The following is a 14541-nucleotide window of genomic DNA, read 5'->3' as shown; positions in this document are numbered from 1 at the left end:
TAAAAGTTTGTCAGTACTCAGTAACTGACTTTATGTGTTGTTTCCGAAAATCACTGTTTGTGATTTATTTATAACCTACTGTTTAATTTTCAAAGTTCATTTATTGTTTGCGACCGTGTCGCCTACAAGTAATAATATATCACTTATTATTGCATACGTCAACAGTTTTCTACATTTTTCTTAAATATATATTTAAATCCAAATTCATAATGTTTTATGTAAATAATATAATCTTATTAAATATAGAACTATAATTACTTAAGTTGCACAAAATAAATTGTTCAACCTAAGTAATTAGTTATATTTTTTCATATTCTTGCCTTAATTTCATAACTATCTTTTTTTCTATCCTAGATATTGTCATTTGAGATACATTTAATTCTTTTGCTAATTCACTTTGTGTTTTATTATCAAAGAATCTATCTTTCATGATTTTGATTTGGACTTCATCAAGAGTTTTCATAAACTTATTAAAAAAATCTTCATTATCTATTTTAGAAAAGTTTTTATCTTCATTTCCCATTAAATCTATTAATTTAACCTGCTTATCATCTCCGTCATTATCATAAGTTATATCTAATGATGTAGTATTGTATCCTTGAGATGCTTCCATGGCCTCTAAAACTTCTTCCTCAGAGCACCCTAAATAAGTAGCTATATCTATAACCTTAGGTGGCTTCTGATTTTTCTGCTGAAGCTCAATTCTAGCTTTATTTACTTTTTTTGATAATTCCTGTATTCTTCTTGGAACCCTTACAGCCCAACCTTTATCTCTAAAGTACTTCTTTATTTCTCCAACTATTGTGGGAGTTGCAAAACTCGAAAATTCGTACCCTTTTTCTATATCAAATCTATCAATAGCATATATAAGACCTAATGATCCAACTTGATAAATATCTTCATATTCAATTCCTTTATTAATAAATTTTCTAGATAATATATCTACAATATACATATAATTTTCAATTAATCTATTTCTTATATCTATATCTTTTGTTTCTCTATATTCTCTGAATAATTCTTTAGTATCTATTACTCTATCATTGTTATTTGTAGCTTTTGCTACATTCTTCATTAAATATCAGCTCCTAAATACTTAGTCATTTTTATTATTGAGCCAGACCCTTCTTCAGATGTAAATTCCACTTCATCCATAAGGCTTTTAATAATAAAAAGACCTAGTCCACCTTCTTTAGGATTTAATAAATCTGGTACTTCTATCTCAGATGGGTTGCATCCTTTTCCCTCATCCTTTATTAATATAGATAAACTATTAGGAGATACTAAAAAATTAATATAGAAATTTTTATCTAATCCATGCTTTATAGCATTAGTGCATCCTTCAGCTACAGCAACCTTTATATCTTCTATTTCCTCTATGTCAAATCCCATTCTGTTCGCTATTGCAGAAACAGTTAACCTTATAACCCCTACATATTCAGGTTTACTTGGCATATTCATCTCTATTGTATCTATTATATTATCTTCCTTATCTTCTTTATTAATTACTGGTGTCAACTCTATCCCTCCAATTTAAATATTTTATCTAAACCAGTTATATTGAAAAGCTTCTTTACACTTTGCTTTGCATTAATTATATATATATCCTTTTCATCTGTTTTTAATCTTTTTAATATTCCAATTAATACTCCTAATCCTGTAGAATCTATATATTCTAAATTAGAAGCATTTAAAATTAAATCTTTTGGTTTTGAAGATATACACTCTATTAAAATATCTTTTAGCTCATTAGCCGTATATATATCAATTTCTCCATGTATATCTATATTCCATGCATCCTTATTATCATCAAAACTCTTATTTATTATAATTGACATATTCAACGCTCCTTCTTACTTTTTTTTGAAAAATATTTTGTTTACAAATTTTACACTCTCTATAACTCCTGATATATTACTTCCAAGTGAAATTACCTTTTCAACATCTCCAGTTATACTATCTAAATTTGTAACTATGTTACCTACTTTTTTTTCATTTTCTTCTATCATTTTATTTACATTTACTATTATTTTACTAGATGATTTTATTGCATTTCCTAAGTTTATGCAAACAAATACAAATCCTATAGCCATTATCAATATACCTAATTGCCATACACTAATTTCCATATTTTATTCTTCCTCCTCATCAAAAGTCTTACTTATGACTATTTCATCTTGAGTTTGAATAATTTCATCTTCACTTAATTTATCTAATATATGTTTCATGTAACTCTTAAACTTTGTTTTAAACTCTTCAGGCTCATTTACCATATCCTTAGTTACATTCACTACATCTTCTCTACATTCTCTACCACTCTTCGGTGCAAATAACAAAGCTATTATAGCCCCTATCATACCTCCAAATATAAAATATCCACTCTTTTTGCTCACATTAAAGCCCCCTTTTACACAAATCAAGTTATTAATTTTAAAATTATTTTATCAGATTTTATATGAAAAAAGAATAGGATTTAACCCCTATTCTTCTCCAACTATTTTAGCCATAGATACTACATAGCATTCCTCATCTGTTCTCATCAGTTTAACACCACTAGTTACTCTGCTAAGCTTAGATATTTGTGCTACATCAATTCTGATTAATACACCATCAGAGTTAATCATCATAAGCTCATCTTCTTCATTTACTACCTTAGCTCCTATTACAATTCCTGTCTTTTCATTTATGTTATACGTTTTAAGGCCTTTTCCACCTCTGTTTTGTATTCTATATTCATCTACAGAACTTCTCTTTCCATAACCATTTTCACTTACAACTAGAAGTTCACTGCCTTCATCTACAAGTTCCATGGCAACTACTATATTGTCTTTATTAAGACTTATACCTTTAACTCCCATGGCACTTCTTCCCATTTCTCTAACATCTTTTTCACTGAATTTAATAGCCATACCATCTTTACTAACTAACATAATCTCTTGATCTCCGTTAGTTATCTTAACTCCTATAAGCTCATCATCTTCTCTTAAGCTAATAGCTATTAATCCATTTCTATTGCTCTTTCTAAATTCACTTAAAGCAGTCTTTTTGATTATACCGTTCTTAGTACAAAGAACAAGATACTTTTCATCTTGAGACTCTACCATTGGAATTAAAGCTGTTATCTTTTCTTCCTTATCAAGAGGTATTAAGTTTACCATAGCAGTTCCCTTAGCTTGTCTCTTACCTTCAGGTATTTCATAAGCATTTATTCTATAAACTCTACCTTTGTTAGTAAAACAAATAAGTTTACTATGAGTAGTTGTAGTTATTAGATGCTCTACAAAATCTTCTTCTCTAGTAGTTAAAGCTGATATTCCCTTTCCACCTCTTTTTTGACTCTTATAAGTATCAGATGGAAGTCTCTTTATGTATCCAAAATGAGTTAAAGTTACAGCTATTTCTTCATCCTCAATTAAATCCTTAATATCTATTTCTCCTGCAACTGCTTGTATCTCAGTCTTTCTATCATCACCATATTTATCTCTTATAAACGTAATTTCATCCTTTATAAGATTTAAAAGTATTCTCTCATCTGCTAATATCTCTTTCAATCTATTTACAGTCTTTAGTAATTCTTCGTACTCATCTTGAATCTTTTCTATTTCAAGACCAGTAAGTTTTTGAAGTCTCATATCTAATATAGCTTGTGATTGAATTTCACTAAAATCAAATCTATCAATAAGACTTAGTTTAGCTTCTTGTCCATTTTTAGAAGCCTTTATAATACTAATAACTTCATCAATATTATCAAGAGCTATCTTTAATCCTTCTAATATATGAGCTCTTTCCTCTGCTTTTCTTAACTCATATTGAGTTCTTCTAGTTACAACCTCTTTTTGATGCTCTAAATAATAGTATAGCATCTGCTTTAAATTAAGAACCTTAGGCTCTCCATGTACAAGAGATAACATTATTATACTGAAAGTATCTTCAAGTTGAGAATGCTTATAAAGCTTGTTAAGAACTATATTTGCATTAGCATCTCTTTTGATTTCTATAACAACTCTCATACCTTTTCTATTACTTTCATCTCTAAGGTCTGATATTCCTTCTACCTTCTTCTCTTTAACAAGATCAGCTATTTTTTCAACAAGCTTAGCTTTATTAACAAGATAAGGAATCTCTGTTATTACTATTTGCTCTCTACCTTTTGCTGTTTCTTCTATTTGAGCCTTAGCTCTTACTCTTGCTTTTCCTCTACCAGTTCTGTAGGCCTTCATAACACTTTCTCTACCCATTATTGTAGATCCAGTTGGGAAATCTGGACCCTTTATAAACTCAGTAAGGTCATCTACATCACAATCTGGGTTATCAATTAAATGAATAACACCATCTATAACCTCTCTTAAATTGTGAGGAGGAATAGACGTTGCCATACCAACAGCTATACCATTAGATCCATTAACTAATAAATTAGGGAATCTAGACGGAAGAACTGAAGGTTCCTTTAATGTATCATCAAAGTTAGCTGTATAATCTACAGTCTCTTTATCTATATCTCTTAAAAGTTCCATTGTAAGCTTTTGCATTTTAGCTTCAGTATAACGCATTGCAGCAGGTGAATCTCCATCTATTGATCCAAAGTTACCATGACCGTTAACCAATGTATATCTAGTAGAGAATTCTTGAGCCATTCTAACCATAGCAAGATATACAGCACTATCTCCATGTGGGTGATACTTACCTAATACGTCCCCGACAATACGGGCCGATTTTCTATATGCTTTATCAGGAGTTAAATTAAGTTCATTCATAGCATAAAGAATTCTTCTATGAACTGGCTTCAATCCATCTCTTACATCAGGAAGTGCACGTCCAACTATTACACTCATCGCATAATCAATATACGATTTTTTCATTTCATCTTCTATTTCAACAGGGACTATCCTATCCTTATATTCACTCATTTAAATATCCCCTCTCCTTCTTATACATCTAAATTATCTACATATTTTGCATTTTCTTGTATAAAGTTTCTTCTAGGCTCAACCTTATCCCCCATTAACGTAGAGAATACTTCATCTGCCATAGAAGCATCTTGAATAGAAACTTGAAGCAATGTTCTTGTATCTGGATTCATAGTAGTATCCCATAATTGTTCAGCATTCATCTCTCCAAGACCCTTATATCTTTGAATAGTTATACCTTTTCTTCCTATTTCATCTAAAATAGAATTCATTTCTTTATCTGAATAAGCATAAACTTCTGTCTTACCCTTCTTTATTTTATATAACGGAGGTTGAGCTATATAAACATATCCATTATCTAATAAAGGTCTCATATATCTAAATAACAACGTAAGAAGAAGCGTTCTTATATGTGCTCCATCGACGTCGGCATCGGTCATTATTACAATTTTGTGGTATCTTAGCTTTTCACTATCGAATTCATTTGAAATTCCACAACCAAATGCTGTTATCATATTTCTTATTTCTTCTGAATTTAATATTTTATCCAATCTTGATTTCTCAACATTCAATATCTTACCCTTAAGAGGAAGTATAGCTTGAGTCTCTCTGTCTCTACCTTGCTTAGCAGAACCTCCAGCTGAATCCCCTTCGACTAAGTAAATCTCACTCTTAGCTGGATCCTTTTCTGAACAATCAGCAAGCTTTCCTGGAAGAGATGTACTTCCAAGAATACTCTTTCTTCTCGTAAGTTCTCTTGCTTTTTTAGCAGCTGCTCTAGCTCTTTGCGATCTTAGTGATTTGTCTACTATAATTCTAGAACTTGCTGGATTTTCTTCTAAGAAAGCTCCAAAAGCTTCAACAGTAACCCCTTCTACTATACTTCTAATCTCAGGATTTCCAAGCTTAGTCTTAGTTTGTCCCTCAAACTGAGGTTCAGGAAGCTTTATAGAAATAATAGCAGTAAGACCTTCTCTTATGTCTTCACCTAATAAATTTGTATCTTTGTCTTTTAAGAAACTATTTCTTCTAGAATAGTCATTTACAATTCTAGTTAATGCACTCTTAAATCCACTTAAATGACTTCCACCTTCATAGGTATTTATATTATTAGCAAAAGCGTGTATATTTTCAGTATACGTATCTGTATATTGCATAGATATTTCAACTATATAATCTTCTACTTTTCTTTCAAAATAAATAACTTCTTCATGAAGAACTGTTCTAGTCTTGTTTAAATGATTTACAAACTCAATGATTCCACCGTCATAGTGGAATTCTTTTTTCTTTTCCTTATCCGCTCTTTTATCTTCTAATACTATCTTAATGCCTTTATTTAAAAAAGCTAACTCTCTAAGTCTGTGCTCTAATGTTTCATATTTAAATATAACTTCTTCAAATATTGTATCATCTGGTTTAAATTTTATAGTAGTACCTGTCTCATCTGTAGTTCCAACTACACTTAAATCAGACGTTGGATTTCCTCTTTCATATCTTTGCGAATGAATTTTTCCGTCTCTTCTAACATTTACTTCAATCCATTCAGATAGTGCATTTACTACAGATACTCCTACTCCGTGAAGACCTCCTGAAACCTTGTATCCACCTTCTCCAAACTTTCCTCCTGCATGAAGTACAGTTAGAACTGTTTCTACAGTAGACTTTCCTGTTTGTGGATGTTTTTCTACAGGTATTCCACGACCATTATCTATAACACATACGCTTCCATCATTTTCTAGAGAAACGTATATTTGGTTACAGTATCCAGCTAATGCCTCATCTATACTGTTATCAACTACTTCATAAACTAAATGATGAAGTCCTCTTGGACCAGTAGACCCTATATACATACCTGGTCTTTTTCTTACAGGTTCTAATCCTTCTAATACTTGAATTTGACTTGCTCCATATTCTTTGTTCATTATATTACCTCCGTTTCCAAGAAAGCAGGATTACTTGTTCCAGCTCTTTTTAAAAGGGTTATCGATGAAATAGGTGAATAGTATACATAAAACTTATTATCGCAATTCGTAACTATAATAGTTTTAGGATTTTGGTCTGTTAAATTAATCATTTCATATATTCCTTCACTTGATTTTTTAAAATCATAAGAACACTTTGAATCAAGTATAAATATAATGTCACTAATCAAAATGTTACAATCTCCTCCTAAGTGCAAAAACATAATAAAATCCTCCTACTGGCTAGCCCTTCCTTTTTCAATATAAATTATATTTACATCTTTTTTATCTTCAAAAATCAGTTTATGATTCTCCTCAGCACTAGTTATAAAAATTTGAATATCCTCAAATTCTTCAATCAATAATCTCTGCCGTCTTTGATCTAACTCACTAAATATATCATCTAATAGAAGTATTGGATATTCTGATGTTTCTTCTTTTATAAGTTCTATTTCTGATAATTTCAACGATATAGAAGCTGTTCTTTGCTGTCCTTGAGATCCATATAATCTAACATCTAATGAATTTATAAAAATACTAATATCATCTCTATGAGGTCCAATTTTGGTAGTCCTGTATTGTTTATCTAAATTTCGACTAGATCTTATTTTTTTCAAAAACTTATTTTTTAAAGTCTCTAAATCATCATCACCACTTACCTGAATTTGATTTACATATTCTATTTTTAATTCTTCTAAATCGCTCGTTAGGTTTTTATGAATTTTTTTAGATAACAACTCTATTTTCTTTATAAAATCTCTTCTATACAGATATATATATCTAGCATTCTCACTTAATTTTTCGTCATATATATCAAGTAAACTTTCATCTAAGTAATTAGATTTTAAGAGTTTATTTCGTTGAATTAGTATTTTGTTATAATTAGAAATGTAATTATAATACAAGGGAATTATTTGACTTATTTCTCTATCTATAAATTTGCGCCTTTCTTTTGGACCATCTTTTACAAGCTTTAAATCTTCTGGCGAAAATATAACAACATTTAAATTTCCTAATAATTGCATAATCTTATCTATTGAAACTTTGTTTACCTTTACACCTTTTTTTATGTTATTTCCAATAACTAGCTCTATTATATTATCATCGTTTCTTTTGGAAAATATTCCACCAATGTAAGTATTTTCACTATTAAATCTTATTAATTCTTTATCTTTGTTAGTTCTAAAGGATTTTCCTATACTCATTAAGTATATAGCTTCCAGTATATTAGTCTTGCCTTGTCCGTTTTTTCCTAACAATAAGTTTATTCTTTTATCGAAATCTAAATATAATTGATCGTAGTTTCTATAATTAATAAGCTTGATACTTTTCAAGTACACAAAAAGCACTCCTATCCTATAGTACCTGTATCTTCATTCCTTCAACTTCTACAACATCATTTGATCTTATTTTTTTTCCTCTTTGATATTCAACTTTTCCGTTAACTTTAACTTCACCATCTTGTATCATGCTCTTAGCATGGCCACCAGATCCCACCATATCAGCTAATTTCATAAGCTGGTCTAGTTTTATAAACTCTGAATCTATTTTAATTTGCTTCATAAAAAACTCCTCCTACATATTTAATGCATTTCTCTATTATATCATAATATAAAATAAAAAAGTCTTTCTTTGAAATATTTTAGATGCAGATTTTTTTGAAATTCGTAACATAAATTATACTTATCCACAATTTAAATAGGAATATGATTCCCTATTCTTATAAAAAATGCTATATAAAATCAAAGAATTTATTTACAAATAAAATAAACCCAACTCAATAGTTGGGTTTATCAAAAAACTAAAATTTCAGTTTAACTTTATGAATTAGCAGAAATTCTTACTGGTAGTAATAAATATATATATTTATCCCCACTTACAGGTTTTAAAATACATGGGCTTACATTAGTTGTAAGTTCTAAATATAATTCATCACAATCTAAAATTTTTAAAGCCTCTATAAAATATCTTGAATTAAAAGCAATATCTAAATCTTCACCTTCTAATACAATAGGAATTTCTTCATGAACATTCCCTATTTCAGAGTTAGAAGTTATAGTCATATTATCATCTCTTATAGACAACTTAACCAAATTATTTTTACCTTCTTTAGCCAGAAGAGATGCTCTTTCTATACTATTTAGCAATTTTTTAGTATCAACTTTTACTCTCAGATTATATTCTCTTGGTATTAGTTGGTTATAATTTATAAATTCACCTTCTAAAAGTCTAGTTATTATCTTTGTATCTTTAATTAAGAAAACACAATGCTTATCTGTAAAAGCTATTTTAAAAGTTCCTTCTTCTTCAGATAAAATTCTATTAACTTCATTCAAAGCCTTTCCAGGTATTATAACTTTACTATTTCCAACGTTATTTTCTATATTAGAACTTCTAATAGCTAATCTATATCCATCTAATGCAACTAAATTTATATCGTTATCATGTACCTCTAAAAGTTCTCCCATAAGTATAGGTTTACTCTCATCTTGAGATATAGCAAAAACAGTTTGCTTTATCATATTTTTGAATAATTCCTCAGGAAGTTCATAAAATCTATCTTCATCTACTTCTTCAGGTTTTGGATATTCACTTGGGTCATGTCCTTTTATTTTGAACTCAGAGCTTTCACATTTAATGCATATATTATTGTCTAAATCAGTAGTTATTTCAACAAGTGAATCTGGTAATTTTCTAATAATATCTCCAAATAATCTAGAATCAATAACTATAGAACCGTCTTCTATTATATCTGCATCTAAGAAAGTTTCTATCCCCAGGTCTAAATCATTACCAATCAATTTTATTTTATTATCAAGAGTTTCAATAAAAATTCCCTTTAAAATAGGCATCGTTGTTTTATTTGAAACTCCTTTTTGAACAGTACTCACTTTATTAGCTAAGATTTTTTGGTTACAAATTATTTTCAATGTGGATAACCTCCTTTGAATAAATAGAATCTAAATATAACAAAAAAGATAGTAGTAATAGTAATAGGGGCTGTTGATTTGTGGATAAGTCGCTTTAAGCATTTAAATAAGTGTTATTGACGTGTTAATAGAATGTTGATTACTTTGTACATTTTATTAACATTATTACACATCAAAAAAATTATTCACAATCTATTAAGATATTATCAACTGCCATTTGTGAATAACTACTCTTTTAAATCGCTGATTATTTTATTTATTCTATCTTTTATATCTGAGTTATTTTTTATATCATTAACTATCTTATCATGTGCATGAATTACAGTGGTATGATCTCTACCTCCAAATTCTTCTCCGATCTTAGGTAAAGATAACTCTGTAAGTTCTCTAGTTAAATACATCGCTATTTGTCTTGGATACGCAATAGCTCTAGTTCTTTTTTTAGAACTAAAATCATCCATTTTTATATTAAAATATTCAGAAACCTTCTCTTTTATAAGATTTACATTCAGTTCCTGTGGTTTAGATGAAGAAATAATATCTTTTAAAGCTTCAATAGAAAGTTCAAATGAAATTTCTTTATTTGTAAGAGATGAATAAGCTACAACTCTAGTTAATGCACCTTCAAGTTCTCTTATATTCGATTTTATATATTTAGCTATATAAGACATAACTTCATTTGGTACAGTTATATTCTCAGTTTGAGCTTTTTTTCTAAGAATCGCAATTCTTGTTTCAAAGTCAGGAGCTTGAATATCAGTTATAAGTCCCATCTCGAATCTAGATCTTAATCTATCTTCTAAAGTAGGAATTTCTTTGGGAGGTCTATCACTAGATATTATAATTTGCTTATTAGCTTCGTGTAGAGTATTAAATGTATGGAAGAATTCTTCTTGAGTTCTTTCTTTACCAGCGATAAATTGAATATCATCAACTAATAAAACATCTACATTTCTATATTTGTTTCTAAATTCTTCGTTTCTATCATCTTTTATAGAGTTTATAAGCTCATTTGTAAACTTTTCAGATGATACATAAACTACCTTTGCATTTTTTGTATGAGATAAAATATGATGTCCAATAGCTTGCATTAAGTGGGTTTTTCCAAGTCCTACACCTCCATATAAGAAAAGAGGATTGTAAGCTCTAGCTGGAGCTTCTGCAACAGCAACACATGCAGCATGTGCAAATCTATTACTATTTCCTATAACAAATGTATCAAAAGTATATTTTGGATTTAGATTTGAATAGCTTGGAATCTCTATTTTAGATGCATTTTCATTTTCAAAATTCCTTAATTCTTCTTCATCTAATATAAATTTTATTTTATATTTTGAAGAAGATATTTGGTTTATAGAACTTTCTATTAAATTCATATATCTAGCCTCTAAAATTCCTTTAGTAAAATCATTAGGAACAGATAATAATATAGTATTGCCTGTTATTTGTAGAGGTTCGATAGGGCTAAAAAAAGCATTAAAACTCGCAGGAGTTAATTCTGTTTTTATTAATTTAAGAGAATTTTCCCATAAGGAAAGCAAATCCATATTAATTACCTCCTAGGTTTATTTAATAATTTCCACAAAGTTATTAACAATAATTTAGTTTAAAATAATATATGTCAAATAATAAAACAAAATATATCTTATTGAGGATATTTGAATTATTTTTGTGGATAAACATGTATAAAGAAATATGTTTATATATAAATTTGAGCAATAATAAAAATTGTTGATAAAGTTATTACAAGTATCAACAATTTGTTTTTTATGTATATAAGTGAGAATAAAGTTTAGAATATAATATTATACACAGGTTTATCCACAGAATGTGTATAACTATAATAATTTCTATTAATTTATTAACATTATCAACAGGTAAAATTATAATATCAAATATTGTTATAAACTTCAATACAATAAATACAATTTATCCACATTATTAACCCTATGTGGATAATATTATGCAGATAATTATTTTATTTTGTTGACCTATTTTGTAAAACTATATATATACACAGTTAAAAAGAGCGTAAAATAGAAGAACTCTCTTATATTAATTCTTAATACTAATTTAAATATTGACTTAAATTAGATAAAATATATCTAAAAACAGGAATTTTATATAGAAAAGTGATATTTGTATAAGAATATGTTAGAATTTAATCAAAAAATTATGGTTATTAAAATAACTTAAAACTTTTAAACTAACTATTATTAGATAAAAAATTCGCTGGATGCATGAGCATAAGTTAATTTTGTGGAAAACTATTAACTAACAAAATAGTTAATAGTTCTATAGTAAAAAAATTAAAATTATAGTAGTTAGAATTGATGTTATAAGTAAGTAAATGAATAATTTAAATCTTGCTGGTTATTATAAATAATTGATATGTATTTTTTATTATTTCAAAAATTAGTTTTTTTACCATTATATAAATTAAGATTAATACAAAAATTCGTTGACAATAAAAAGCAATAATTATATAATTTTATAGGTAGTATGCTCACTTTCAAATAAGGTGATCTAATTTAAAAATTTAAAATAGAAGAATATACAATGGAAGGCGGTGTTTTGGATGAAAAGAACTTATCAACCAAAAAAGAGACAAAGAAAGAAAGAACATGGATTCAGAAAGAGAATGAAGACTACAAGTGGAAGAAGAATTCTTAAGAAGAGAAGAGACAGAGGAAGAAAAAGATTAACAGCTTAGTTTATTAGGGGCCGCTAGATGTGGTCCTTTTGTGCAATTTACAGGCTGGAGGAAATTAAAATATGGATTTTGTGAATGCTAATGGAATAAAAAAGGACTCTGATTTTAGACAAGTTTATAAAAGCGGAAATTCATTTGCAAACAGGTTACTGGTTATGTATGTTGTAAAAAACAACTTAGATATAAATAGAGTTGGTTTTTCAGTTTCTAAAAAAATTGGAAAAGCTGTAGTTAGAAACAAAGTTAAGAGAAGAATGAGAGAGAGCTTTAGACTATGTTCTAATGATGATAAGCTTAAATCAGGATATGACTTTGTATTTATAGCTAGAATGAAAATTAGTGAATCTGATTTTATATCAATTCAAAAATCAATGATAAATTTATTTAAAAAAGGAAATATTGTAAAACGATAAGGGGAATATAATGAGTAAATATATAATTTATCTTTTAAAGTTAATTATAAGATTTTATCAGAAATGTATATCTCCAATTAAAGGTAAGACCTGTAGATTTTATCCTACTTGCTCTCAATATGCTATAGACGCTTTGGAAAAGTATGGATTTTTAAAGGGGTCTTATTTGTCTATAAGGAGAATTTTAAAATGTCATCCTTTTCATGAGGGAGGATATGACCCTGTCAAATAATTAATACATGTAAATTTAGGAGGTTTTAATTTTGTTTGCAAACTCTCTAGGTGCACTATTAAAAATCGTATTTAATATAGTAGGAGACTATGGATGGTCTATAGTTATATTTACGATATTAATTAAAGGAGCATTGCTTCCACTTACTTTATCTCAAACAAAATCGATGAAGGCAATGCAGGATATACAACCTAAGATAAAAGAAATACAAGAAAAATATAAAGAAGATCAACAAAAGATGAACGAAAAAGTGATGGCTCTTTATAAAGAACATAAAGTAAATCCTGTAGCAGGATGTCTTCCTTTATTAGTTCAAATGCCTATACTAATAGGACTTTTTTCAGCTTTAAGAAATCCAGCTAAATATGTATTTGGATCACAAGCAGCTTATAATGCTATAGATACAAGTTTTTTATGGCTTCCTAATTTATCAAATCCAGATGTAATAATGGTAGGTGGATTCGGTGTACCTTGGATATTACCGATTATAGCAGCTCTTACTACTTATATATCATCTGCTATGATGACACCAAAAGGAGGCAAAAAGGATTCAACTCAAACTATGATGCTTTATTTTTTCCCATTGATGATATTATGGTGGGGTAAAAGTTTCCCAGGTGGACTTACATTATACTGGGTAGTAAGTAATATATTCCAAATTATTCAACAGCAGTTTATTATTAAACCTGCTAAAGCCAAGGAGGAGTAAGAGGATGAGATTCTTAGAGGTAACAGGGAAAACAATAGAAGAGGCTTTAGATAAAGCTTTGAGAGAGTTAAATGTTACTAAAGAAGATGTAGATATAGAGGTTATAGATCAGCCAAGTAGGGGATTCTTAGGACTTATAGGAAATAAATTAGCTAAAATAAAAGTAACTTTAAAGGATAATCCTAAAGATTTAGCAAGAAAATTTATTCAAGATATATTAGATTGTATGGATATAGATAGTGAAATAGAAATAACTCAGAACAATAACGAAATAAGTATAAATCTAACAGGAGAAGATGCTACTTCTTTGATAGGAAAAAGAGGATATACTCTAGACTCGCTTCAATTTTTAACTGGACTAGTTATAAATAAAAGCTCTAATACTAGAATGAGAGTTTTAATAGACATCCAAAATTATAGAGAAAAAAGAGAAAAATCTTTGATAAGATATTCTAGAAAATTAGCAAAGCAATGTGCTAAAACTAGAAAGACTATAAAGCTTGAGTCTATGAATCCTTATGAAAGAAGGATTGTACATTCAGCACTTCAAAATGATAGATATGTTAACACTTACAGCGAGGGAATAGATCCTAACAGAAAAGTTGTTATATCGGTTAAAAATAAGTAAGAATAAAAAACCTCCTAGTATTTAAGGGGGTTTATTTTTGCTTATTTT

General features: G+C 28.5%; 17 protein-coding genes. 5 read left to right on the top strand and 12 right to left on the bottom strand.

Annotated features, from left to right (window positions below):
• Positions 1–298: 298 nt before the first annotated feature.
• The 12 genes from WJW32_RS14235 to dnaA form a co-directional block, all read right to left on the bottom strand.
• Positions 299–1075: a SigB/SigF/SigG family RNA polymerase sigma factor gene (locus WJW32_RS14235; RefSeq protein WP_340259527.1), complete on the bottom strand. Its 777-nt coding sequence runs from the start codon at positions 1073–1075 to the stop codon at positions 299–301.
• Positions 1075–1461, bottom strand: a complete 387-nt coding sequence (locus tag WJW32_RS14230) for an ATP-binding protein (protein ID WP_340259529.1) — start codon at positions 1459–1461, stop codon at positions 1075–1077. The genes WJW32_RS14235 and WJW32_RS14230 overlap by 1 nt, the downstream gene beginning before the upstream one ends.
• A gap of 59 nt (positions 1462–1520) precedes the next feature.
• Positions 1521–1838, bottom strand: a complete 318-nt coding sequence (locus WJW32_RS14225) for an STAS domain-containing protein (protein WP_340259525.1) — start codon at positions 1836–1838, stop codon at positions 1521–1523.
• A 15-nt stretch (positions 1839–1853) separates the two neighbouring features.
• Positions 1854–2129, bottom strand: a complete 276-nt coding sequence (locus tag WJW32_RS14220) for a hypothetical protein (protein WP_277732273.1) — start codon at positions 2127–2129, stop codon at positions 1854–1856.
• Positions 2130–2132: 3 nt separating this feature from the next.
• On the bottom strand, positions 2133–2393 hold the full coding sequence (locus WJW32_RS14215; RefSeq protein WP_340259521.1) for a YtxH domain-containing protein: 261 nt from the start codon (positions 2391–2393) through the stop codon (positions 2133–2135).
• Between the two features lie 87 nt (positions 2394–2480).
• Positions 2481–4907, bottom strand: a complete 2427-nt coding sequence (gene gyrA, locus WJW32_RS14210) for a DNA gyrase subunit A (RefSeq protein ID WP_340259519.1) — start codon at positions 4905–4907, stop codon at positions 2481–2483.
• A 20-nt stretch (positions 4908–4927) separates the two neighbouring features.
• Entirely contained in the window at positions 4928–6829 is a 1902-nt protein-coding gene (gene gyrB / locus WJW32_RS14205; protein WP_340259517.1) for a DNA topoisomerase (ATP-hydrolyzing) subunit B, read from the bottom strand.
• Positions 6829–7092: an extracellular matrix regulator RemB gene (remB, locus tag WJW32_RS14200; RefSeq protein WP_340259515.1), complete on the bottom strand. Its 264-nt coding sequence runs from the start codon at positions 7090–7092 to the stop codon at positions 6829–6831. The genes gyrB and remB overlap by 1 nt, the downstream gene beginning before the upstream one ends.
• A gap of 12 nt (positions 7093–7104) precedes the next feature.
• Positions 7105–8208 (bottom strand): DNA replication/repair protein RecF, encoded by a 1104-nt coding sequence (gene recF, locus WJW32_RS14195; protein ID WP_340259513.1) that lies wholly within the window; start codon positions 8206–8208, stop codon positions 7105–7107.
• Positions 8209–8224: 16 nt separating this feature from the next.
• Positions 8225–8431 carry a S4 domain-containing protein YaaA gene (gene yaaA, locus WJW32_RS14190; protein WP_340259511.1) on the bottom strand — a complete coding sequence of 69 codons (207 nt, stop codon included), beginning with the start codon at positions 8429–8431 and terminating at the stop codon, positions 8225–8227.
• A gap of 257 nt (positions 8432–8688) precedes the next feature.
• On the bottom strand, positions 8689–9798 hold the full coding sequence (gene dnaN, locus WJW32_RS14185; RefSeq protein ID WP_340259509.1) for a DNA polymerase III subunit beta: 1110 nt from the start codon (positions 9796–9798) through the stop codon (positions 8689–8691).
• Between the two features lie 227 nt (positions 9799–10025).
• Entirely contained in the window at positions 10026–11345 is a 1320-nt protein-coding gene (gene dnaA, locus WJW32_RS14180) for a chromosomal replication initiator protein DnaA (RefSeq protein ID WP_340259507.1), read from the bottom strand.
• Between the two features lie 1031 nt (positions 11346–12376).
• Between dnaA and rpmH the strand changes: the two genes are divergently transcribed.
• The 5 genes from rpmH (at position 12377) to jag (ending at position 14493) form a co-directional block, all read left to right on the top strand.
• Positions 12377–12511: a 50S ribosomal protein L34 gene (gene rpmH / locus WJW32_RS14175; protein ID WP_099189744.1), complete on the top strand. Its 135-nt coding sequence runs from the start codon at positions 12377–12379 to the stop codon at positions 12509–12511.
• A gap of 62 nt (positions 12512–12573) precedes the next feature.
• Positions 12574–12924, top strand: a complete 351-nt coding sequence (gene rnpA / locus WJW32_RS14170) for a ribonuclease P protein component (protein WP_340259478.1) — start codon at positions 12574–12576, stop codon at positions 12922–12924.
• Positions 12925–12934: 10 nt separating this feature from the next.
• Positions 12935–13156 carry a membrane protein insertion efficiency factor YidD gene (gene yidD / locus WJW32_RS14165; RefSeq protein WP_340259476.1) on the top strand — a complete coding sequence of 74 codons (222 nt, stop codon included), beginning with the start codon at positions 12935–12937 and terminating at the stop codon, positions 13154–13156.
• A 31-nt stretch (positions 13157–13187) separates the two neighbouring features.
• Positions 13188–13865, top strand: a complete 678-nt coding sequence (locus WJW32_RS14160; RefSeq protein WP_340259474.1) for a YidC/Oxa1 family membrane protein insertase — start codon at positions 13188–13190, stop codon at positions 13863–13865.
• 4 nt (positions 13866–13869) lie between these two features.
• Positions 13870–14493 carry an RNA-binding cell elongation regulator Jag/EloR gene (gene jag / locus WJW32_RS14155; protein WP_340259472.1) on the top strand — a complete coding sequence of 208 codons (624 nt, stop codon included), beginning with the start codon at positions 13870–13872 and terminating at the stop codon, positions 14491–14493.
• Positions 14494–14541: the final 48 nt, after the last annotated feature.

It is taken from the genome of Tepidibacter sp. Z1-5, assembly GCF_037844525.1.
GTDB lineage: Bacteria > Bacillota > Clostridia > Peptostreptococcales > Peptostreptococcaceae > Tepidibacter_A.
The sequence above is the reverse complement of the archived record's forward strand: the minus strand, read 5'-3'. Positions and strand labels throughout refer to the sequence as shown.